The following is a 23,649-nucleotide window of genomic DNA, read 5'->3' on the forward strand; positions in this document are numbered from 1 at the left end:
CCTTCCCTCTCGTTTTCTTTTTCAGAAGACATCATCCATATTTTACAGGGAATTTACAGATCCTCACCCTGTATTTAATCAGTAAAATGCAAAAGAGATAAGGGATAAAATAGTTCTATTGGGGGCGAAAAATGTAATATAGCGCACAAAAAAGGTTTTCCGCCAAGTCCTTAGGAGACTTGAAAGAAAACCTGTGTTAGATATTGCGCAGAGAAGAGGGCGTATATTACTGCAACTACTCCCCTCTCCCTTCAAAAGGCTGCCATCCATCACTCCCGGATAGCACACGGGTTATGGAGTACTCCGCCGCTTCCTGTTCAGTCAGTATTTTGGCCCAAGGCACACGATCAGCAGCACATCCAGCACCAGGCCCGGCGCTGTTATATTCCGCATACTGAACGGTCTGCTCTGCATCTGTCTTGTTCCAGTTGTGCCATCCCTCCCGCTTCACATGAGCGCCGATCCAGCAGTTCAGAAAACAGACTTTGGCATGATGACGCCACGGTCTGCCTAGATACACCGACTGCGGCGGAGCATTGCTGGTCAGATCACAATCCAGAAACACATAGCCGTAACGCACATCCTCCGGCGTAGATGCTGCGGTAATCCAACCGTTCACTTGTCCATCCGCAGCCTCTGCCTCAGTCAGGCGATTCTTCGTAAAGATCTCGCAACCCTTAAACACCACGGTAGCCGAACCAAAAATAAAATCGATATCACCTTCGATGTAACAGTCTTCGAAATACTGCCGCAGTTTGCGCCGTTCGGCACCATCGCGTGGCCCGCCAAAGTAACTGCGATCCATGGGCTGCTCCGGCAGTGGTCCGGTGAAGATCGTATCCTGGTGACCGATCAGACGACAGCGGCGAAAGGCCGCCCGGTCTCCATCTACGTAAACGGCCAGCGCCTGACCAACCTGCTTGCCCGGTCCGGCAGCATTGACGAAGGAAATGCCCTCTGCCGTGAAATCATCAGCACCGATGAAAGCTGTATAGGAATGAAACGTATGATATGGCGACCCGTCCGGGAACTTCTTGAGTGCATGATCATCATACGTAATGATGGTCTGCTCCGCTCCCTCTCCAATAAGGTGGATGCCCGGCTTCTCCATATGCAACTTCTCATGATATACACCAGCCTTCACCCGAATCGGGATGTTTCCCATGCCATTCTCCGGCAGCGCATCAACTGCAGCCTGGATCGTAACATAATCCCCCGTCCCATCTGAAGAAACAGTCAGACAGGGAGCCGATGATTCCAATGCTGTATTCGGCAATCTCTGCTGTGTCATGGCAATCGCTCCATTTCCAGTGCTGCCAGCAGGAGAGGAGCCATGCCCATAAAGGAATCGCTTACAACTGCTTCGCTTACATAGTAGTTGTACGAGCCATCCCGGTCCAGACTTAGTCCTGCGCCATGACAGATCCCGTTCAACCGAACTCCCTCAGGCGTCTCCTCCACCAATCTGGAGGAAAGTCCCTGCCATCCTTTCTCCGCCGCAGCTCTGAAATTCGGCTCCAGATACCTCAGCCTCACACCCTTGGCAAGTGCATATATAAACATGCTTGACCCGGATGCTTCCAGATAGTTGCCTTTGCGGAAGCCCTGATCCAGCACCTGGAACCATAACCCGCTCTCCTGCTCCTGCACGCGTACCAAAGCGTGGCACATCCGTTCGAAGATGCCGATGATGGTGCCGCGTTTTGGATGATTCACAGGGAAATGCTCCACGCTGTCTACAATCGCCATGGCATACCAGCCCATCGCCCGGCTCCAGAAGTGTGGCGAGCACCCTGTCGATGAATCTGCCCAGACCTGCTCCTTCGATTCATCCCAGCCATGATAGAGCAGTCCGGTCCGCGGATCACGGGTCTGGCGTTCGATCAGTAGAATCTGATGTGCCACTTCATCCCATAACTCGGGTTGATGAAATGTCTTCGCATACTCGGACAAAAAGGGAGAGGACATATACAGTCCGTCCAGCCACATCTGGAATGGATAGATTTTTTTGTGCCAGAAACCACCCTCCGACGTTCGGGGTTGCCCCGCGAGCTGTGCGGCCAAGAGATGCGCCGCTTCTGCGTAACGCTGATCTTCAGCACCATCCAGTAATGCAAACAGGTTTTTCCCCTGATTAATCTGATCCAGATTATATTCTTCCAAAGTATAGGTGCCAATAGAGCCGTCCGGCTGGATATACAAGTCCATATGTTTTTTCATAAAATCAACATACTCTTGCTTACCATAATACTGCCCGGTTCGTGCCATTGCCATCAAGGTCATGCCTTCCACGTAAGCCCATCGTCCCGAAGGGAACGCATGATAACCGTCCCCGTCACATTGCTGGATGATCGTTGCTGCAATTCGCTCAGACCAGGATAACTGTGTCTGTACCTGCATAAGCAATTCCTCCTTGATTGTTGTACTCACCTAATACATGTATGACTAACGGCTGTTGAATTGCGAAGGTTCAGCTTGGGCTGAATGACTACCGGAACATCGACCTGTTCATCACGGATTAACGATACAATCAGCTCTGCTGCCTGCACGGCCAGTTCATCCAGAGACGGGCCAATCGTCGTCAAGGCCACTTCGGCATACTGCATATCCGGCAGATCATCATACCCAATTAACGAGATATCGCGCGGAACGCTGTAACCTGCCTCAAGCAAAGCCCGGAGCGCCCCTCGGGTGACCAGGTTGTTCAGCCCAATAAAAGCTGTCGGCGACTCCGGCCCAAACGTATGATTACGTATGGCAAAATACCCGTCTTCCCAGGAGGAATACGCTGGCAGCACATGGTCTTCGTTAAAAGCCAGACCCGTGCGCTGCAATGCTTCCCTGTATCCCTCCAGCTTGACATGCTGGGAGTTGCCGATGAATCCGATTCGGCTGTGGCCCAGCGATTTCAGATGCTCCACTGCTTTGAACAGCCCTTCTTTGCGATCAATCTTGATGTAAGGAGAGTTCGGCGCTTCATCTGTACCCAGCACAAAACATGGCATGTTGAGTGTTGCGAACTTTTTCCAAAATACATCACGATTGTCCAATGCATAGTCCCACAGAATACATCCGTCCACGCGCAGCTGGCTGAATACATCCACACCATCGTCCGCCACAACCAGAATCATCTGATATCCCCGCTTTTTCAACTCGGTGTGCAGACGGCCGGAGATGTTGGAGAATAACGGATTGCTCAGCTCATCCAGCACAAAACCGATGATGTTGCTCCTGCCGGTGGAGAGTTGCCGGGCCAGCATGTTTTTCCGATACTGGTGTTTCTCCGCGACCGCAAGCACCTTCTGCTTTGTTGCCGGTTTGATTCGGGGATCATCATTCAGTGCCTTCGATACCGTGCTATAGCTCACCCCCGCCAGTTTGGCAATGTCTTTAATGGTTATCAAAATCAATCAACACCTCTCATACGCCTGAAACCCTATTTCCTATTTCTGTGCAGCCTTATAACGATCATATTGTGCCTGTCTGCCCGCAATAACCTGCTCTATATTCATCTTCTTCAACGTCTCAATATAACTGTCAAACTGGTCCAGACTGGCGTCACCGCTAATAAACTTGAAGTTCATCTCTTCCACATATGTGGTGATGTCAGGCATCGCCATGCTCTCCACGCTCGCTTCATCCGGCAGGGCATAGACAAACGGGAACGGTTCGCGCACATAAGGCTCCAGTTCCTTATCCATCTTTGCATGCCAAGGGGCTACGACGGAATCAGCAGAATCGGTGGATTGGATGTTCGGCAGATTCACCGGACCAATGCCGAGCTTCTGAATGTATTCATTGTCCTTGCCTTTGTCCGTGAATGTCTTCACGCCATTCTCTTCCGTATACGTGTCATCCTTGATGCCCCACGTATAATACGTCTGTGCCTCTTCACTTACCGCATAATCCAGGAAACGGAAAGCCAGCTCCGGATTTTTACTGTCCCGCGTGATGCCGAAGATGCCACTCACTGGTGTACGTCCTACGTAGAACTGATCCCCATGCGGTCCTTTCAGTGGCAGAATGCCTTTGATGATTGGCTCTTCCGGATTGTAATCCTTGAACAACGGGCTGTAGACCATCGACATATACCAGCTAAAATTAAACGTTGCTCCCGTCACATCCTGAGAGATGCGCGATGTGACCTGATCACTCGTGGTACTCGCATAATCCACCCCAAGCAGACCTTCCTTGTACAGTCCGTTCAGATAGGTCAGGTACTCCTTGTACGCCGGCTCATAGTAGCTGAAATGTACCTTGCCCTGATCGTCTGCATAAAACTGATTGGACAGATCAAGTCCAAATGCCGGGCCAAAGGCCATGGACACAAATTTGGCTTCCATGGACAGCGGAATCTCATCGGCTTTTCCGTTGCCGTTCGGGTCATCTGTCTTGAACTTGCGCAGCATCGCCGTAAATTCATCCAGCGTGGTCGGCTCGCTTAATCCCAGCTTATCAAGCCAGCGCACATTGACCATAAATACCGGCATGTAGTTGCGGGTTAACGTCTGCTGCGGAATATAATACATTTTACCATCTGGCGTCGTTAAACTGGCTTTAACCGAAGGGGACTTTTCATATATTTTTTTGAGATTCACGCCGTACTTCTCTACCAGCTCGTCAATCGGGATAAACAGGCCACTATTGATGTACTTCATCAATTGATCCTGATCCGGCAGGTACACGATATCGGGCAAGCCCGTACCGGCAGCCAGCCTCGGATTTACGGCATCCGCATAGTTCTGCGGCGGAATTAGATCCCAATCCACCGTAACACCGGCGTTGCCCTCGATTTTCTTAACGATCGCTGCGGTGGACAGATCCACGTTCGTCGTCCAGGCGTTGGTGCCGAGAATAGACAGCTTGGCATCTGGTTGATCCGTTACCGGCCCTGCCCCAGTATAATTGAAGGCTGGCTCCGAACTGGACGGGGTGCTCCCCGCATCGGTTCCCGCCCCTGTTCCACCGCTGCATCCCGCCAGGCTGATTGCCAGTATCGCTGCCATTACACTTTTTCTTCCTGCCCCTTTAAATCTCATCCATCATTCCTCCTTAGGTATGAACCATTTTGAACTCCCTTGAATGACATGACACTTAAGTAAGTAAAGCTATCCTTTCACGGCTCCGAGGGTAATCCCCTTAACGAAGTACCGTTGGATAAACGGGTAGATCGTAACAATAGGCAGAATGCTGACCACAATGGATACATAACGGACCTGAAGCGTTGATACCGCAAGCGCACCGGATGTCATCGTACCGCCCATCTTTTGCATCACTTCCGGCGAAGCCATGATCAGCACTCTTCGCAGGAACATCTGTAAGGGCTGCATATCCTGTTTGCCTAGATATAATAGGGCCGTGAAAAAGTTGTTCCAGTGGAATACCGCATAGTACAGCGTGAGCACAGCCAGTGTTGGCTTGATGATCGGAACCGCCAGACGATATAGCATCGTCATCTCGTTGGCCCCGTCTATACTGGCACTTTCGAATATTTCATTTGGAATGCCTTCGAACGCTGAGCGGCAGATCATGACGTTAAACGTAATCACCAGCACAGGCAGCACCATGACCCAGCGGGTATTGTACAGCCCAAGCGAAGTAATCAACATGTAGACCGGAATGAGTCCACCCGAGAAATACATGGTGAAAGCAATGAAAAAATTCAGCTTGCGACGCAAGAAAAACTGCTGTCTGGATAATGGAAACGCGGCAAGACATGTTGCCACAATGTTTAACAGTGTGCCTACCACGGTGTACCAGAGGGTGTTGTAGAACGAAACCCATAACTCCTTGTATTGCAGTACCATTTGGTAACCCGACAGGGTAAATCCAACGGGCCACAATACCACTTTTTGTTTGTCGATGGCATCCACCGAGCTGAATGAAATACTAATGACGTACAGAAAGGGATACAACGTGACAACAACCGCCAGTATGGTCAGCAGGTAGACACATCCGTAGAATAAACGGTCACTTCTCGATTTTTGCATACAGGTCTCCTTTGGTCCGGGTTATAGTCTTACCAGAGTGACATCTTGGTCAGGCGGCGGGTCATGGAATTGGCAGCAAACACAAGGACAAAGGTGATAACGGAGTTGAACAGGCCGACCGCTGTGGCGAAGCCGTAATTCTGGCCCTCAATCCCCATCCGGTATACATAAGTGGACAGGACATCTGCCGTTTCGTAGGTGGCTCCATTGTAGAGCAGATATACTTTCTCGAAACCTACACTCATAATGCCGCCAAGCGACAGAAGCAGAAGAATGACAATGGTTGGTTTGATACTGGGAAGGGTCAGGTGCCATAACTCCTGGAATTTGTTGACGCCGTCAATTTTGCCGGAATCATACATCTCGGGGTCGATCCCCATAATGGCTGCAATGTAGATGATGGAGCTGAAGCCAAAGCTCTGCCAGATGTCGGAACTTGTGAAGATGGTACGGAACCAGCTGGCATCCATCATGAAGTTCACTTTTTCCATGCCAAGACTTGCGATGAGGGTGTTCACAATACCGTCTGTTGGTGACAGGAAGTTAATAATCATGCCGGCTACAACGACAGTGGAGATGAAGTGAGGAAGGTACGTAACGGTCTGGGCAAATCGCTTGAATGTCCGGTTCTTGATCTCCACGATGCAGACAGCGAATAAAATCGGAATGGAGAAACCAAACAGGAGCGGCAGGAAGGCGAGCAAAAATGTGTTACGTAGCAGTCGCCAGAAGTAAATGGAATTCACGAACTGTTCGAACCAGCGCAGTCCCACCCACTCCCCGCTGAGCATGCCCTGCCCCGGCAAGAAATTACGAAATGCCAACAGCACGCCAGGCATCGGAAGGTACATGAAGATGAGGTAATACAGAAAGATAGGCGAAAACATCAGTAGCAAATATTTATCCCGTCTGATCAGGCTGAACAGCGTGGACATGCGTTTTTTCAACGTAAAGCACTCCCCTTCGCTACATAATTACAACGTTTGAATTTTTGATTAAAAAGGAACTGTCATTTCACTGACGTATTTGTTATTCATCTCATTCACATTTTGTAATAACCTATCTCATTATACGTACTAACGAGATAATTACTTGAAATAGTCCTCCTCACACCATATTTCTTTCTTTTCAACACTTGCCATAAACATAATTACAACGTTGTAATTTTAACTTAAATGTATACGCTTACATAAACTTTTTCCCATCTTAGCAAAGTCTTCAATGTTTGGCAACAACAAAAATCAGTGTCATGTTATAACGTACTAAAATACAGTCTCGCATATGCGAGACTGCCCGTTAAAATCTAAATGTGATTCCGATATTCCATCGGTGTCATATCATACACTCGCTGAAAGGCTCTGTAAAACTGACTGACGCTGGAAAACCCCAGTTCATAACTGATTGTGGTCACTGAATCTGTTGTATGGCGAAGCCTCTTGGACGCTTCTTCTACGCGCAATTTCAGCAAATATTGATACGGTGTTGTTCCCGTAAGAGCTTTGAAAGAACGCATAAAATGATACCGGCTCTGATGCGCGACCATCGCCATCGAATCAATATCCATTGGACCTGTGTAGGCACTGTGAATGTAATCCAGCACTCGTTGGAGATGAGGATCAATGAATGTACCGGGATTTACAGTCCTTTTTCCATTTTCCTGCCCCGTCAACATACGTCTTAGATACGTCTCGATCGCCAATTCTGTTTCCTGCACTTGCAGCATTTCGGGCACATCATCTAACAAAATGGAATTCCAGCCACGAAACAGACTGTTTATCTCAGCAGGATCAAATGTCTGGGTAGGTCGAAATTCAGCTCGTCCCCCATTTAACTCCGCACCTTCAAAACTGCCTAATGGCGGTTTGCGGAACTTGATCACAATGACAGCCGAATCCGACCCTATCTCAAAATAATGCTCAGTCTGGGGATGGGCAATAATCCCCATGCCTGCCTTCAGAGGATAATCATACCGTTCCTGCACCAGATAACATTGGCCTCTGACCGGCAGCGTTAGCTGATACCAGTCATCATGCACATGAGGTTCATTTGCGAACCCTCCGGTAGCTTTCCATAATTCCAACCCATTTAGCGTCATGTTTAATTCCATCGTTTGCTCACCTGCAGACATTATAGCAAATCGTGCTCACTTTCCAAGCACTTTTCACAAAGACATGATCTGCTCCCATCTTTTATCATAGAAAAAAATAATTCGAGGTGATCTCCCATGGCTCAGGCCACTTTAAGCAAAATGCAAATCAACTCCTCCGCCAATTGGGCACTTGCCGGAGTCAGCTTCGCCCACCTGCTGAATGATGCGATGCAGACGGTGGTTCCATCTGCTTTCCCGCTATTCCAGCAGACCATGCAGCTCAGTTTCGCCCAGATGGGCTGGATTGCCTTCACCCTGAATATTACCGCATCCGTCCTTCAGCCACTGGTCGGTTATATGTCAGACCGCAAGCCCATGCCGATCCTGCTTCCCGGAGGCATGTTATTCTCCCTGATCGGTGTTCTCGGCTTAGCCTTGTCTTCCGAGTTATGGATGCTGCTTGTTTCGGCAGCATTGATTGGCATAGGCTCATCCATCCTGCACCCCGAGTCATCACGCGTGGCTCATATGGCAGCCGGCCGTGGACGCGGAATGGCGCAGTCGATCTTTCAGGTGGGAGGCAACACAGGACAGGCTATTGCTCCATTACTGGTCGCCTTCATCCTGCTGCCACATGGGCAGCGTAGTTTTCTATGGCTGATGGGCTTTGCCCTGATCGGCATCTTCATTCAGTCTATGGTCAGTCGCTGGTACAGAGACAAACTTGCCGAGACTCGCATTCGTCAGCAACAGCCTCTAAAATCAAGCGGCGCAGAGCCAGCACCTCGGCCTGTGAGCAGGGGATTCATCGCTTTTACCATGGGTATCCTCATCCTGCTGCTGTTCTCCAAATTCGTATATATTGCAGGCATGACCGGGTACTACGCCTTCTATTATGCCGATGCATATGACTTGCCTCTCTCCCAGGCACAGATCTGTCTGTTTATTTTGCAATTTGCAGGCATGGTCGGAACCTTGCTTGGTGGACCACTCGCTGACCGATACGGACGCAAGCCGATGATCTGGTTCTCCATTGCAGGTACTGCACCGTTTTCCCTGTTGCTACCTTATGCAGGGCCCGTCTTGTCCATGGTGTTGTGTGGAATGATTGGACTCATCCTGATGTCCGGTTTCAGCGTCATCATTGTTTATGCGCAGGAACTGCTTCCTCGTCATATTGGTACGGTATCCGGGTTATTTTTTGGCCTGTCGTTCGGAATGGCTGGACTTGGTTCGGTTGTTTTAGGTTCCTTAATTGACGTGACCAGCATTTCGTTTGTTATCAAGTTATGTTCGTTTTTGCCACTGCTTGGTGTGTGTGCCGTATTTCTACGCAAGGACCAACCAAGAACAGCGTGATAACCGTTGAAACCTCACTGATTTTGTGACTACAATACACCTAGGACACTCGAGGATAACAGGAGGAAGGAATAACCCATGATAATTGATGTACAGCATGTCACTTGGAAAAGGGGACCTCTTACCCTGCTGAATGATGTAAGCTGGCAGGTTAAAGACGGTGAACACTGGGCGTTGCTTGGCCTGAATGGCTCCGGCAAAACAACACTCCTGAACATGATCACCGGGTATCTGTGGCCGACCGAAGGCAAGATATCCGTGTTAGGCCATGAATATGGAGATGTGGATCTGAGGCAGCTTCGCAAATCCATCGGCTGGGTCAGTTCATCTCTTCAAGAGAAATTGTACGGCACGGATCGCACACAGTATGTCGTGATCAGCGGCAAACATGCCACCATTGGCCTGTATGACAAGCTGTCAGATGATGATCTGGATCAAGCAAAACAATTAATGCAAACGCTGGGCTGTCAGCACCTGTGGGATCGGGAATATCGTACCTGTTCTCAAGGCGAGAAACAGAAACTCCTTATTGCCCGAGCACTCATGGCCAATCCACGCGTACTCATTCTGGACGAGCCTTGCAATGGACTGGATCTGTTCTCAAGGGAGCGACTGCTGGACAGCATCCGTGAACTATCACAGCGTCCAGATACCCCTTCGCTCATCTACGTCACCCATCATACCGAGGAAATATTGCCCGTGTTTAGTCACAGTCTCTTGCTACGCAGGGGTGAAATCGTGAATAGCGGATTAACTAGCGAGCTGATGAACACCGAAGTGCTGAGCAACTTCTTCGAGGCACCTGTGGAAGTGGATCGGCACGGGGATCGTGTCTATGTCAGAGCAGCGGCGGATTCATAATCGCATGGTTATACACAGCAAACGTAACATAGGTGAAGAAACTTAACAGTAAAAGCCCAATATCTTATCCACATGTGGATAGATTTCGGGCTTTTAACTGCTATATCTAGTGTTATCCACCGTTTTCTGTGTAGAACTTTCTAATTTATGAGTATAACTTAGTTATGTCCTTCTATTTATCTATATTCTTCTCCACGATCTATTTCCGGGCTGCCAGGAACAGAAACAATGGAATACGCTGCCTGCGCAGATAGGTTTCCTCGTTTACAAAATAAGCACGTTGTGGTGCTGACTCGCGCAAATGTTCTACACGGAATCCTGCCCGCTGCAATGCCATAAAGTATGATTCAATGGAACGATGCATCTTTTTCACAGAACCGCCCAGCCACTGCTGCTCACGGAATCCTTCCTCAAAATACTGATCAACCACCCAATCCGTTCGCGTCCCGGAAGGTTGCAGTGTGGACGTGATCACAGGATGTTCTACCGAAAATATGAATGTGCCATTTTCATTTAACGTGTTATATATCTTGTGGAATAGGCTCTCCACATCCTCGATGTAGTGAACAGCCAGTCGGGATATAACCAGATCGTATGTACCTGCCGGATAGATCCAGTCTTCCATGAATGCCTGTTCAATCTGTGCATTCGTGTCTTTAACCGATTCGTTAGCTGCCCGCACCATATTCAGTGAACCTTCAACTCCCGTGTAAGTTGTACCCTCTTGACCAGAACGGAGCAATTCTACGCCAAACCTCGCATCCCCGCAGCCAAGATCCAGTATGCTCTTGCCCGCAACGTCTCCGATCAGCTCTAGCATAACGGGTTTCTCTAACGTATCATTGGCATTCTCCTGCCACTGGCGGCGTTCCATATACTTCTCAAAGTTCTCCTCATTATCGTAAAACTCAGGTCCCCTGTAGCCCATTCCACACGCCTCCGTTTCCTTTATGCAACGTTCAATATGTACAGCCTGAAAGAGTATACATAATGCCAACCAATCTTTCCATAGTAAAAAAGACTGCCTTCTGAACGAATCCAGAAAACAGCCCTTCATTTATAAGTTGATGTTTCTCAGCCAAAACGCTGCGTTTTGTACCATTTGGTTTCTCTCCGGAATAGCTTATCTCCAATAAGCGAGATAAATGCTTTGACGGATATGACCAGAAATAACTGGGCATATGTGAAATAGGAGAGGCAGGCCACAATAAAATTCTGCGTATTGCTTTGCCCAATATCTGCTGAGAGTGCGAGATTAATTTGTAGTACATAAATGTAGTACATTAATGCCCATGCTATTACGAGATACACGTAAACATCCCCTGAGAACTGGAAGGGAGAAATGACATTCGGATTAAATAATGCAATAACCTGATACACTAGATTCGAGACAAAAATAATATCCGATACAATAATAGCGATCATAAACCAGAAATAACTTGCAGCATAGTACAGAACATGCAGTTTAATTCTCCAGCTAGTACGGTCAAATAAATGCTTCACATTGTCGATAACAACCTGGTAATTTCCCTTGGACCAGCGCTGGCGCTGTTTCATATATACCGATAATTGCTCAGGTTCCTGCTGGTAAGCCTCTGCTTGTGGCGCTAATGCAATAAGCTGACCCCGAGTAAGAATATCAAACGACACGGCCGTATCTTCCGTGATCGCATCAGGGTCCCATCCACCAATCTCACGGATCAGTGCTGCCTTGATAATATAGTTCGTACCAGGAATCGTGCCCAGTTTGAATAACTCCCATAGCCCCGTATGATGAACACGTTGGACCGTTATAAGTTCCAGATTAATGCAACGGGAGAGAAAATTCTGACCCCGATTACGAGCTTTGTTTCGACCAAATACAGCACCATACTTCTCCGGGTTTTCCAATGCTTTTTGTGTCAAAAACATCAATGCATTCCGCTCAGGCGCCGCATCTGCGTCATAGATACATATCCATTCTCCCCACGCCAGTTCAAGGCCATCATTCAATGCTCCCGACTTCCCACCTGTACCGGTACGCTCCAGAATGGTAAAGTCACGATCTGCATAACTCGTCTTGGCCTTGAGTTCCTTCAGGCGCTCTGCTGTATTATCTGTACAATTATCTGCAATAACAATAACTTGAACTTTATGCTCAGGGTAGTTCAGACGCAATATATGCTCAACGGTAGACACGATAACTACCCCTTCATTATGCGCAGGCACCATGACAGTCACAGTGGGGTAATCATCCATACTTTCAGGAATTTGAATTCCCTTTTTTTCTTGTTTGTTAATGAAACGAATAGCTCCAGCCATAATGACAATCGACTCGGTGACGGATATCCAAATACTGAGGATGGACATCAACAGCAGGAAATCAGCCATTCAATTTCCTCCGATCATATTTCCTGTTAATTTTCCCTCGAAAACGAAGAGTCGCAAAGGTTAATATAAGAATCGTAATGGCAAAGAAACTGCTAACTACAATACATAATGGAACAAACCATGTTAAATAATTCAAAGAAATACTCCTCCCCCATAGCATCTAGATGTATTCACCAATGAGATCTGTCTCTGTGTTCCGTTCCAGTGCCGCAATAACAGCATCGATATCCTCATACTTACTGAATTGTTCCTTCTGGAATACCAGTGCACCCGATCGAATAACCGTCTGCAACTCATTTCCCTTTTTATCGATGATTTGCAGATCCATCATGGCTTTTTTGATCCGTTGTGTCAGGATGGGCAAGTACTCCACATTGGTCATTGGACAGATAATCACAAAACGTCCTCGATCCACAAAAAATTTATAATCCTCAAACCGAATCTGCTTCTGTATGGTAGTGGATAGTTCAAGAAGGAACTGTGCATAACGTACGGAACCGAGTGATTCCAGTACCAACGGCAAAAACTCGATCTTGAACATCGCCATGCTGAATCCATATTGCTCCGAATAACGTCTGGCTAGATTACTTTGCTTAACAAGCGTATCCGCAAGTGCATCCTTATTGCCCAGAGAGGTATCCAGATCAATCTCCGGATTACGCTCCTGAAGCTCCTGCAGACGCTCCATGACACGCGCATTGCGCACAAGACTTGCCTTGATGAACGCAGCCACGGCAACGTTGGCTGGAATGAGCAGCCACCAAGAGAACGTAAGTACACTTACATCCGCGTAGGTAACAAGCCATACAAAATAAGAGACCAGATAGATAAATCCGGCGACGACAGATACCCCGACAGGTATCACAAAACCCAGGATCAGCGCTGCAAGCGACACAATGCTAAACACCACATCCAGTGTAGTATAACTCTGATTCATATAAATCTTAAGATAGACAACGAGCTGCTGGATTACGGCTAATCCAATCAAACTCGCATATCCCCATGCAATACGAAGGATGGGTGCTTTATTCCTCATAGGTTTCTTCTCTCCAGTAGATTGGTTAGTGATATTTCGAGTAAACAATATATGACATGAATAGACAAACATTATGTTAACACATAGTTGAATATATTAAACGACATTTTTATTACTTTTTAAGTAACTTTTGTAATTCAGTCTCCCCAAGCAAAGGAAACAGGTTATCAAACATATGTGTGTTTCCACTAAATACATATCCGCCTGGATAACTGGCATCCAGACTACGCATGCTGATCATATGCTTATACAGCTGTTTCGCCCATTTTGGATCACCTGATTGAACCGCAAGCAGTATCGCGAGTCCATATACGGATGGAGATTGGTAAGATACCGCAGGTGTGCGAGTACTACGCTTATATTGTCCCGGCAGCTGATGACGGGTATTGAATTCTTTTTTCAAAAAAGCAATGAGCTTGTCCGGTTTGCGGCTGGTCGCAGTTAGATGGTTCGCTACGATCAGCTGATCAATCAGATTCACTGTGTCATCATATGTATACTCTTTCGTCCCCACATTGAATGTTTTCGGATAAAATATCCCGTCATCCGGCATACTCTTCAACATGGATTCGTACTTGGCATATGTGCCCGGCTCCAGCATTTCATGCTTCTCCATTAATTGGAGAGACGGTAGATCCACATAAACCAGGCTTAACATATCCGCGGAGTAACCGTTGCCAAAATCGTGAAAATCAACATAATATCCTTTATTCTGAACCGACTGCGTCAGTGTACGGGAAATATCCGAGGCCGTTGCCAGTTTGGCTTCTCTTCCCTGTTGCCATTGATCTGCTGCCTTTAATAAGGCACCTACAATTCGGAAATCATCACCGAGCGCGTTGGTGGTCACGTGAGATTTTCCCTCAGCATCCAGCTTCCAGGCAATATATTTTTGCGGCATGAGGAAATAGGTCGTCAGCAGCTCATAGCTTTGCTCAAATAACGCCTGATCGTTCTTGGCTACAGCATATTGCATCCAAAGACCAAGTGATTCAGATAAAACCTCTCTGCCTGCTACGATATCCGCTTTTTCGGATGTGGCATCCTGCAAATAGGACGCAAGTAAACCATTGGGATTGGTCATATGATCTTGGACAAAGGATACTGTAGGGGATAATTCATTCATCACGAACCGCTCCTTCATGAAAATAATGAACGCTGCTGCAATACTGACCACCAATATGACCAACCACGTTACTGTTTTCCGGTTCACTCTCTTCATGATTCCCTCCTGTACTTTTGCTATTGTGAGATAATGACTCTGCTCCTTGAGATCGGTTCGGCTAGGGTCTGGGATGTAGGGGTCAAGGATAGAGGCATTGTTCATTCTGAGATATCCATGTAGGACCGCCGTCCGCCCTTTTTGACAAATTTCCAGTCTACCTCGATGTTGTGGCGCATTCGGCGGAGAAGCTTAACCGCGGTCTCTATATCTTCATCCGTAAAGCCGTCCAGCGTCACCTGGTCGGAATGCTCGCCCTCTTTACGAATGAATTCCCATGCTTTCAGGCCAGCTTCTGTCGGATATAACAACTTGTTCTTCTTATTGTCTATTGCCGACTGTTTGACAATAAATCCATCGGATTCGAGTTTGCTAATCGCTCTGGCCGCTGTCGTTCGATCTACTTTGATTAGTTCAGCCAGCTGGTTGGGAATAATGCCCGGATTCTCACATATGCGATAAAGATACAGATATTGGCCTCGGGACAAGTTCAGATGTTGAAATTCGACATTGCTGATCGAATCCAGACAGCGGGCAATCATGCCAATTTCACGCAACACTTCTTTTTTATCAGTCAATGCGCTCACGCCCTTTTATAAAATTGTTGCATTCACAACATAAATAGTGATATAACTACAGTTAAATTGGATTAAATTTTAACCAAGATACTCACATGGAACGGCTGCAATGATTATGCTATATACCAGTTTATCATGCCCGGATATGATTACTATCGTCCAAAGGAGAAACATTCATGAATACAACGATTGTTGAAGTTAATAATCAGGAATTGCTCGATGCCTGCTTCGCCATTCGAACTGCTATTTTTGTCGAAGAACAAGGCGTACCCGCAGCGGATGAATTCGATGCTTATGATACATTAGACGCGGAGGCACGCCACATTCTGCTCTACGTAGACGGTGTGCCTGCTGCTTCCTCCAGACTGCGCAATGTGGAACAGGTCGCCAAATTGGAACGAATCTGTGTCATGCTCGATTACCGCAAACACGGTCTGGGCCGTGTGCTGATCGACAAGCTGGAGCAAATGGCTATTGCTGATGGTCTTGAGAAAGCCAAGCTGCATTCACAGGTACAAGCTTCCGGGTTCTACGAACGTCTCGGATATGCATCCGCGTCGGAAGTATTTATGGAAGACGGCATTCCTCATCTGCTGATGACCAAAAAACTGAAATAATGAAACTCCAAAAAACGCCTCCGTTATCACTTCTCAGTGATATACAGAGGCGTTTTGCATTAAGACCAGGCAACGCATTCGCAACCCAACAACGGTAAATGGCACGTAGAGGCACCCATTAGAGCAACCAAGTATCCTAACTTTACTTGCCAGCTCCGCGTTGTGTCTTATCCCAATGCCAGACGGTCTGGCTCAGATTCGGCAGTGTTGTTCTTCATTTGTTTACTGCGCAGCTGTCCGCAAGCAGCATCGATATCCGTACCATGTTCCATACGTACAGTGGAGTTAATGTTGTTCTTTTTGAGCGTATCATAGAAACCCAGAATCGATTCTTCTGTACTCCGTTGATACTGACTGTGCTCATCCACCGGGTTGTATGGGATCAGATTCACACTGACCATACTTCTGCGACTGGACAACAGTTCAGCGAGCTCCGCGGCATGCTCACGTTGATCGTTAACATCACGTAACAGGATGTACTCAAACATGATGCGTTTGTTCGTTGTAGCCAGATAATAATCCACCGCATCCATCAATTGCTCAATCGGGAAAGCCCGGTTGATCTTCATGATGTGCGTACGCAGTTCATTATTAGGTGCATGCAGAGAGATTGCCAGGTTAACCTGCAGACTGCTGTCTGCAAATTCCTTGATTTTGTCCGGAAGGCCGCTCGTGGATACAGTTATCCGTTTCGCCGCCAGCGCCAATCCTTTGCGATCCTTGATGACTTCGATGAAATCACTCATGTGTTGGAAGTTGTCGAATGGTTCGCCAATCCCCATCACAACGACGTTGGTTACCCGCTCGTCTTGACCCGCTGCATCCAGATGTCGCTGCACATGCATAATCTGTTCCACAATCTCTCCAGCGGTCAGGTCTCGGCTCTTCTTGATCAGACCGCTCGCACAGAAGCTGCAACCAATGTTACAGCCCACTTGTGTGGTCACACAGACGGTAAGTCCGTATTTTTGCCGCATCAATACTGTCTCAATCAGGTTGCCGTCCTGCATCCGAAGCAGAAACTTCACGGTACCATCTGCCGATTCCTGCTTCACATGCTCGCTCAACGAGTTCATTGTGAAATGCTCGGAAAGTACATCCAGACATTCTTGACGGACATCGGACATCGCCGGGAAATCGTGTACACGCTCTTGATATAACCATTCCCAGATCCGGGATGCACGGGATTTTTTCTGCCCATGCTCCGGCAGCCAGGAACGTAATTGCTCTAATGTTAATCCATATATGGATGATTTGTTCATTGTATAATCCTCTTTTCGCAAAAAAGCATATGGCTTATCGGTCCTACCCAAAAAACCTCTACTCCGTATTGTCCCAAAATTGACGAGGGAAAACAAGGGCTTTTGCATTTCTTCCAAGAGGTTTTATCCATGGTAAATCTGCACAACAGACCATATTTCACCCTATCGGGCCTTCACCATTAGAAGTGAATGATACCGGATGTGTGCAGTAGAACCAGCAGAACCAGGATCGGAGCTACGTAACGCAGCATGAACAGCCACACCCGGAACCATCCGGAACGCAGGCCGGAAGCTTCCGCAGCCGTTTTCCAGAAGTATCCGGCAAAAATCGTCACAAGCAATCCACCGACAGGCAGCAGGATGTTGGATGCTACAAAGTCCATCCAGTCGAACACACTCTTCGATCCAATCGTCCATTCAGGCTGCAAGCCGAGCGACAATACCGAAGGAAGTCCCACGATGAAGACCGCTAGCGATATCACCCATACGGCACGACTGCGGCTCCAGGACAAACGTTCCATGAAATATTTCACCGGAACTTCCAGCAAGGATACTGCTGACGTCAATGCCGCAATAGCCAACAGGATGAAGAACAGTCCGCCAAACAAGAAACCAAGTGGCATCGCCGAGAAGGCCGCCGGAAGTGCCACAAAGATCAATGACGGTCCTTGGTCCGGTGCAATACCAAACGAGAATGTTGTTGGGAAGATGATCAGACCCGCAATGAATGCATAGATCAGGTCACCTGCACCAACGGCGACGGTTGCCGCACCGAGGGATTGATTTTTATCCACATACGAACCGTAGGTTACAAGAATACCCATCCCCAGTGACAGGGAGAAGAAGGCATGTCCAAGCGCCACCAGTGCGGATTCCGTTGTAAGTTGTGAGAAGTCCGGATTCAGGAAGAAGGAAACCCCAGCTCCTGCACCCGGCAATGTAACTGCACGAATCATCAGGATAATGAGCAGTACCAACATCGCTGGAATCAGCACCTTGTTAAACTTCTCGATTCCGTTAGATACCCCTTTGGCAACAATCCAGCCTGTGATCAGAACCGAAACCAGTTGCCATACAATCGGCATATAACCGCCTATGAAGGAATTGAACTGTCCGGCATAATCCGGATTGTTGAACAATGTTCCACTGAATGACGTAATTGCATATTGCAAGGTCCAGCCTGCAATAATGACATAAAAAGACAGGATGATAAACGGCGTCAGTACTTGCAGCAATCCGGCTGCGAGCCAGCCCTTATGTCCACCTGCTTTGATAAAAGCAGTAGCTGCACTACCTCTGCCACTGCGACCAATCGCAAGTTCAGCCAAGAGCACTGGCAGACCGATGAGCAGCAAACAGACGATGAAGAGCAGGAAAAACGCAGCCCCTCCGTTCTCACCCGTAATGTACGGGAATTTCCACATGTTGCCCAGACCAACCGAACTACCAATGGCCGCCAGGATAAATCCAGCTTGGGAGAAACGTTCTCCTTTGCCAGCGTTGTCTTGATCTAGATTAGGCTTACTAAAATTCATCGTATCTACTCCATCACTTTAAAGTTTTCCCGTAATTATATACTACTCACCTTGTCAGGTCATTCGAAATTCGAAATTTGTCGAAATGTTATTTTTTTACATATAAAACACACGGAAATCTTCATCTCATAAGTTCCTTAAACACAGTATGTGATAAAGTCCGTTAGTCCAACCGTATGAAGTTTCAACAAATCCATATTTCCAAACGTTCAAAGCCCAGTAAAATCAAAAGAGGTGTCCCCTCAGCCACTTGGATGACTGCGGAACACCTCTTATTTTGATTACACTTTGATTTGAAGTAACTCGTACTTGATAACGCCCATCGGAGCATTGACATGAATGACGCTGCCCACTTCTTTGCCCATCAATTCCTTGCCCAGCGGGCTCTCGTACGAAATTTTATTATCCGCAACATCGGCCTCGGCAGGACCAACCACTTTATATTCAATCTTCTCGGCGAACTCAATGTCATTAAGCAACACCGTCGATCCAATGCTCACTTTGTTGGAGTCTATATTGTCTGAAGAGATGACTCTTGCTTTCGTTAACATCTTCTCCAAGATTAAAATCCGGGTCTCCATAAAGGCCTGATCATCTTTGGCTGAATGATACTCACTATTTTCCTTCAGGTCACCGTAACTGATGGCGAGTTTCAGACGCTCAGCCAGTTCCTTACGCTTCACCGTCTTCAAATCCCTCAGTTCGTCCTCCAGCTTTTCCAAGCCTTCCTGTGTCAAAATCACTTCATCATTAGCCATTTTTCCATCTCCTAATCCTGCTATCTATCTATATTCTAACCTATATCCACTCCAAAGGGTTAGCATACCCCAGAAAAAGAAATTGCTCATCCATATATTGTATTTCAATGACATCAAAACCATGTCCATCTATTGAGATGATTTTAAAGTCTATCCTATGAATTGTACCGTTACAATCAACTCAATTGATGATGTTGTTTTCACCCGTTGAATTTTACAATGAACTCAGGGCAGCAGAAGTTTTACAAAAATTTGGGCTGTAGCCCACCATATGACGTGAGGTGACTCTGAATGATTGAACTATTGAATACAGCTGAAATACAGACCTATCTGAAACGGATCGGCATTGAAGATATAAAGCAACCTACACTGGAATTCTTATTTGAACTCCAGCGAGCACATGTACAATATCTTTCTTGGCAAACGGTCGATATTTTTGCAGGTCATCCTGCGGGAATCCGTCTTCAAGATTCAATTCAACTTATATTACAGGGACGCAGCGGCTACTGCTTTCATCTAAATGGTGCATTTAGTGTTCTTCTCCGCTCGCTGGGTTATTCGGTTGATTGGCATCGCGGGGGAGTACAGCCTCATGGGGAACAACCCCGTGTGAACTCATTCCATCTCGGTCTGTCTGTCCTTCTGCCGGATGCTGACCCAACAGTTGAACGCTGGATTGTAGATGTAGGTCTGGGCGGAATGCCCTTTGAACCTCTGCCACTTCGTTATGGAACCTATGGTTCAGATCCGTTCACATACCAATTGATGCCTTCATCTGTTGCTCCTAGGGGATGGCGGCTTGAGTACGAACCGAATGGGCCAAGTGAAGGCGTCGACTATGCTCCCGAGGTAGTCCACGATCTGGAGGAGTTCATCCCCAAACATGAATTCTACAGTCGGGCGGCCGAATCACCTTGGCATAACGCATTTTTGCTTCGTCAGCGGGATAAGAATCGCAGTCATGAATTACGTGGATGTATGCTCCGAACTCATGATATCGAAGGAATCCGGAAAACGGAGATCAGGAATTATACCGAGTGGCGCAACGTATTAACTGAAATATTCCATGAATCCTTGGTGAATTACAGCGAACTGGAATGCCAAGAGATGTGGGAGCGAGTGCAGTCTGCGCATACAGAATGGAAACAAGTACAGGAAGCATGAAGAGGAAGATGCAGAACCTGAGGCCTTAACATGAAAAGCGAGACAACCGGCTTGCTTGTTAGGGCATCCGTATAGTGATGATTTGGGAGGAAGAGTTGAGGGGACGTTCCATATAAAGGGAAGTTACTGAACTGCGCCGAATACGTATTCAGGTGATAAATGATGATAACTATTCGTGTGCTCCAAGTTCCAGAAGTATTGCCCGAGGCGTACTGGAACCACTTTTTGTCGCAAGTTTCTGCCAATCGACGTGCTCAGGCTTCGCGTTTTGTGCGTCAGGCTGACGCGTATCGCTCCGTGCTGGGCGAGATATTGACTCGCGTATCTTTGAGCAAATTAACTGGACTGAGACCTGCTGAGCTTTCTTTTTCCCGTAATTCCTACGGCAAACCTTCGCTCAATCACCATTCGGATGTACAATTCAACGTCTCCCATTCTGGTGATTGGATTGCTCTGATCTCTGGCAGTACAGATGAACTGGGCGTAGATGTGGAAAAAATAGCTCCAATTGACATGCAGATTGCAGAGCGTTTCTTCTCTCCTAAGGAGAGCCAGTTCTTGGCTGCCGAGCCTGACGATCGGTGGCTGGAAACCTTCTACCGTCTATGGACGCTGAAGGAAAGTTATATCAAGGCAGTCGGTATGGGCTTGTCCATACCACTGGACTCCTTCGCCATCCTACCTGATGAGCGGGAAGATTGGCATTGCAAACAGGCCGAGACTTATCTCTTTCTCAGTCAGCGACTGGATGAAGGACATATGCTTGCGGCATGTTCGGCTGGTGGAGAGCTGCCAAGCCAGCCCGAGATCATTACCTTGGAGGATCTATATACAGAGTTGGTATAGAGCGGTGCTGGGCTGAACTAGTTGGGATCAGTTGAGTTTTGTAAGAGGCTGGCATCAAGAAGCCCTGGCTAAGGTTAATTAAAAAAAGCTAACGACGTGAGTATCACGCGTTAGCTTTTTGGCTTTTTAACTTTACATTCACACTACGTTTACGTCTCGTACGAATTGAATAGAACTAATCCCGGCTCCGCAATTTGCCAAGCAGACGGATGATCTCAATGTACAGCCATACCAGGGTAACCATCAATCCAAACGCACCGTACCACTCCATGTACTTGGGCGCACCACGTTCAGCACCACCCTCGATGAAGTCGAAATCAAGGACTAGATTGAGGGCAGCAACAATGACAATAACGACCGAAATACCAATGCCGATTAAGCTGTTATCATGCAGGTAAGGAATCGAAATTCCGAAGAAACCAAGTACAAAGCTCAGCAGATACATGATCATGATACCGCCGGTTGCAGCCACAACCCCAAGCTTGAAATTCTCCGTAGCTTTGATCAATCTGGTTTTGTATGCCACCAGCAGAGCGATGAATACAGCCATGGTCAACAGAGCCGCCTGTAAGGTAATTCCGTTATACAGGGACTCATAGGTTGCAGAGAGTGCTCCAAGGAAAAGGCCTTCTGCCACAGCATAGACGGGTACCAGATATGGTGCCGCTACGGGTTTAAACGAAATCACAAGTGCCAGAATGAAACCAACGATCAATCCGCCATAAGCGAGCGGCATCACTTGTTGTCCGTTAAAAAACATCATCCATGTTGCAAACGCACTGCCCAGCAGGATCACAAGCGTAATAAACGCTTTGTTAACCGTACCGTTGATCGTCATGTAATTCTGATACCGATCTTCTCCATATCCTCTGTTTTCAAACGTGCTGTCTTTAAGTGTAGGGTTACCGCTACGACCGATCAACACAATCACCTCTTCATATGTATTTGATATATCTGTGATACTAAGTTTGGGCGTACTACGGTTCAATTCTACAAGCTACTCCCTCGAAAAGATCGGGATGGCACCAGCAGGAATCGGATGCAATCCTTCGATTACATCCGTAACCACTGGCGAAACAATTAGGACATATGTCCCAGACATTGCATGTTCATGTGCTTTTTAAGTGTCTTATTTGTACAAGACTTTATCTACATTGTATTTCGCACGCATCGTGTTGATGATATACGTCTCGTAAATTTCACGATCTACCGGATCTTCAACCAGGCATACTTCAATCTTCGTTACTTCTTCCCGGTGATTCTTAATTGGTGATACCGTGTCTTCAAAATGCTTTTTGATACGTGGTCTTAATTTACGTGCTTTCCCGACAAATAACAACTCTCCAGCGGCATTGTAAAACATGAAAATCCCGCCTAGTTCCCGGGTAATCAGGTGAAAATCAGTAAATCCATAAATGTGGCTAAGCTGTGGATCAGCCTGCTTTGTGATGGTTACATCCGGTGTTGGCACGGTAATATTAATCAATAGGCTCACTTCCTCATTATCTATAGGTTTACATCCTATCACATATTATAAAGGGACACCATTTCAATCTATATGAAGTACAATTCACGCAATTTTCGCTATTACGACAAATATTTCAAAAAAAAGGTTAACTTCCCTGATTCAAAGTGGTACTATAGGGGTATGAGGAAGAAATTGGGCACTGAGACATACGTCTTTATATCTACCTCCGTCTATTGTACCCTATGATTGAATATCTTTTTCATGCTGAATTCTGTTACGTGATCACGACAAGAGTACAGTTAGCAAGAACCCTAGCTTATAGATTGTGGATTCATCATCTACTCGACCCTTGCAGCAAGCAAACTTAGAAAGACCTAGATTCATGATTCACTGTAGATTTTAAGTATCACCTAGAAAGCCTGCAATTATAGTCGTACTGAAGTTAATAGACACACGTAGAAGGTCAGATAGCTATCGATCCTAGAGAGACTAGT

22 protein-coding genes are annotated in these 23,649 nt (G+C 47.0%); 5 read left to right on the forward strand and 17 right to left on the reverse strand.

Going from position 1 to position 23,649, the window contains the following annotated elements; all coding sequences use genetic code 11:
* Positions 1 to 235: 235 nt before the first annotated feature.
* The 7 genes from MKY87_RS14735 to MKY87_RS14765 form a co-directional block, all read right to left on the reverse strand.
* Entirely contained in the window at positions 236 to 1,291 is a 1,056-nt protein-coding gene (locus MKY87_RS14735) for a pectinesterase family protein (RefSeq protein WP_340965216.1), read from the reverse strand.
* Complete coding sequence (locus MKY87_RS14740; RefSeq protein ID WP_340965218.1) at positions 1,288 to 2,400, reverse strand: glycoside hydrolase family 88/105 protein; 1,113 nt, start codon at positions 2,398 to 2,400, stop codon at positions 1,288 to 1,290. Before MKY87_RS14740 ends, MKY87_RS14735 begins: the two co-directional genes overlap by 4 nt.
* Before the next feature lie 26 nt (positions 2,401 to 2,426).
* Positions 2,427 to 3,404, reverse strand: a complete 978-nt coding sequence (locus MKY87_RS14745; RefSeq protein ID WP_340965221.1) for a LacI family DNA-binding transcriptional regulator — start codon at positions 3,402 to 3,404, stop codon at positions 2,427 to 2,429.
* Positions 3,405 to 3,443: 39 nt separating this feature from the next.
* On the reverse strand, positions 3,444 to 5,039 hold the full coding sequence (locus MKY87_RS14750; RefSeq protein ID WP_340965223.1) for an extracellular solute-binding protein: 1,596 nt from the start codon (positions 5,037 to 5,039) through the stop codon (positions 3,444 to 3,446).
* 69 nt (positions 5,040 to 5,108) lie between these two features.
* A complete protein-coding gene (locus MKY87_RS14755) occupies positions 5,109 to 5,990 on the reverse strand; it encodes a carbohydrate ABC transporter permease (RefSeq protein WP_091035631.1) in 882 nt (293 codons plus the stop codon).
* A gap of 29 nt (positions 5,991 to 6,019) precedes the next feature.
* Positions 6,020 to 6,937: an ABC transporter permease gene (locus tag MKY87_RS14760; protein ID WP_240768206.1), complete on the reverse strand. Its 918-nt coding sequence runs from the start codon at positions 6,935 to 6,937 to the stop codon at positions 6,020 to 6,022.
* A gap of 356 nt (positions 6,938 to 7,293) precedes the next feature.
* Positions 7,294 to 8,097, reverse strand: a complete 804-nt coding sequence (locus tag MKY87_RS14765; protein ID WP_340965225.1) for an AraC family transcriptional regulator — start codon at positions 8,095 to 8,097, stop codon at positions 7,294 to 7,296.
* A 117-nt stretch (positions 8,098 to 8,214) separates the two neighbouring features.
* On the opposite strand from MKY87_RS14765, the gene MKY87_RS14770 reads away from it, so the two are divergent.
* Positions 8,215 to 9,438, forward strand: coding sequence for an MFS transporter (locus MKY87_RS14770; protein WP_340965228.1), 1,224 nt, complete (start codon positions 8,215 to 8,217; stop codon positions 9,436 to 9,438).
* Between the two features lie 78 nt (positions 9,439 to 9,516).
* Positions 9,517 to 10,299: an ABC transporter ATP-binding protein gene (locus MKY87_RS14775; RefSeq protein ID WP_340911813.1), complete on the forward strand. Its 783-nt coding sequence runs from the start codon at positions 9,517 to 9,519 to the stop codon at positions 10,297 to 10,299.
* Positions 10,300 to 10,498: 199 nt separating this feature from the next.
* On the opposite strand, the gene MKY87_RS14780 is transcribed toward MKY87_RS14775, so the two are convergent.
* The 5 genes from MKY87_RS14780 to MKY87_RS14800 form a co-directional block, all read right to left on the reverse strand.
* Positions 10,499 to 11,227 (reverse strand): class I SAM-dependent DNA methyltransferase, encoded by a 729-nt coding sequence (locus MKY87_RS14780; RefSeq protein ID WP_340965230.1) that lies wholly within the window; start codon positions 11,225 to 11,227, stop codon positions 10,499 to 10,501.
* A gap of 146 nt (positions 11,228 to 11,373) precedes the next feature.
* The gene (locus MKY87_RS14785; RefSeq protein WP_339787837.1) at positions 11,374 to 12,669 is read right to left on the reverse strand and encodes a glycosyltransferase family 2 protein; all 1,296 of its coding nucleotides are present in this window, start codon (positions 12,667 to 12,669) and stop codon (positions 11,374 to 11,376) included.
* Positions 12,670 to 12,829: 160 nt separating this feature from the next.
* Positions 12,830 to 13,705: a diguanylate cyclase domain-containing protein gene (locus tag MKY87_RS14790; protein ID WP_338589329.1), complete on the reverse strand. Its 876-nt coding sequence runs from the start codon at positions 13,703 to 13,705 to the stop codon at positions 12,830 to 12,832.
* Positions 13,706 to 13,817: 112 nt separating this feature from the next.
* Positions 13,818 to 14,927, reverse strand: a complete 1,110-nt coding sequence (locus tag MKY87_RS14795; RefSeq protein WP_340965232.1) for a glycosyl hydrolase family 8 — start codon at positions 14,925 to 14,927, stop codon at positions 13,818 to 13,820.
* Between the two features lie 101 nt (positions 14,928 to 15,028).
* Positions 15,029 to 15,469: a MarR family winged helix-turn-helix transcriptional regulator gene (locus tag MKY87_RS14800; RefSeq protein ID WP_340967452.1), complete on the reverse strand. Its 441-nt coding sequence runs from the start codon at positions 15,467 to 15,469 to the stop codon at positions 15,029 to 15,031.
* Between the two features lie 212 nt (positions 15,470 to 15,681).
* Between MKY87_RS14800 and MKY87_RS14805 the strand changes: the two genes are divergently transcribed.
* On the forward strand, positions 15,682 to 16,122 hold the full coding sequence (locus MKY87_RS14805; protein WP_340965234.1) for a GNAT family N-acetyltransferase: 441 nt from the start codon (positions 15,682 to 15,684) through the stop codon (positions 16,120 to 16,122).
* 167 nt (positions 16,123 to 16,289) lie between these two features.
* Here MKY87_RS14805 and rlmN read toward each other — a convergent pair whose 3' ends face one another.
* From rlmN to greA, 3 genes are all read right to left on the reverse strand, one after another.
* On the reverse strand, positions 16,290 to 17,384 hold the full coding sequence (gene rlmN / locus MKY87_RS14810) for a 23S rRNA (adenine(2503)-C(2))-methyltransferase RlmN (protein ID WP_339238704.1): 1,095 nt from the start codon (positions 17,382 to 17,384) through the stop codon (positions 16,290 to 16,292).
* Positions 17,385 to 17,563: 179 nt separating this feature from the next.
* Positions 17,564 to 18,919 carry a sodium-dependent transporter gene (locus MKY87_RS14815; RefSeq protein ID WP_091035609.1) on the reverse strand — a complete coding sequence of 452 codons (1,356 nt, stop codon included), beginning with the start codon at positions 18,917 to 18,919 and terminating at the stop codon, positions 17,564 to 17,566.
* A gap of 281 nt (positions 18,920 to 19,200) precedes the next feature.
* Positions 19,201 to 19,677, reverse strand: a complete 477-nt coding sequence (greA, locus tag MKY87_RS14820) for a transcription elongation factor GreA (protein ID WP_062836673.1) — start codon at positions 19,675 to 19,677, stop codon at positions 19,201 to 19,203.
* Between the two features lie 294 nt (positions 19,678 to 19,971).
* Between greA and MKY87_RS14825 the strand changes: the two genes are divergently transcribed.
* Complete coding sequence (locus MKY87_RS14825) at positions 19,972 to 20,841, forward strand: arylamine N-acetyltransferase family protein (protein WP_445669459.1); 870 nt, start codon at positions 19,972 to 19,974, stop codon at positions 20,839 to 20,841.
* A gap of 159 nt (positions 20,842 to 21,000) precedes the next feature.
* The gene (locus MKY87_RS14830; RefSeq protein ID WP_340965237.1) at positions 21,001 to 21,687 is read left to right on the forward strand and encodes a 4'-phosphopantetheinyl transferase family protein; all 687 of its coding nucleotides are present in this window, start codon (positions 21,001 to 21,003) and stop codon (positions 21,685 to 21,687) included.
* Positions 21,688 to 21,862: 175 nt separating this feature from the next.
* On the opposite strand, the gene MKY87_RS14835 is transcribed toward MKY87_RS14830, so the two are convergent.
* Both MKY87_RS14835 and MKY87_RS14840 read right to left on the reverse strand, forming a co-directional pair.
* Complete coding sequence (locus MKY87_RS14835) at positions 21,863 to 22,609, reverse strand: Bax inhibitor-1/YccA family protein (protein ID WP_036612268.1); 747 nt, start codon at positions 22,607 to 22,609, stop codon at positions 21,863 to 21,865.
* 207 nt (positions 22,610 to 22,816) lie between these two features.
* Positions 22,817 to 23,173: a nucleotide excision repair endonuclease gene (locus tag MKY87_RS14840; protein WP_036612270.1), complete on the reverse strand. Its 357-nt coding sequence runs from the start codon at positions 23,171 to 23,173 to the stop codon at positions 22,817 to 22,819.
* Positions 23,174 to 23,649 lie beyond the last annotated feature (476 nt).

Origin of the sequence: Paenibacillus sp. FSL R7-0198 (assembly GCF_038000415.1) — a bacterium.
Taxonomy (GTDB): Bacteria; Bacillota; Bacilli; order Paenibacillales; family Paenibacillaceae; genus Paenibacillus.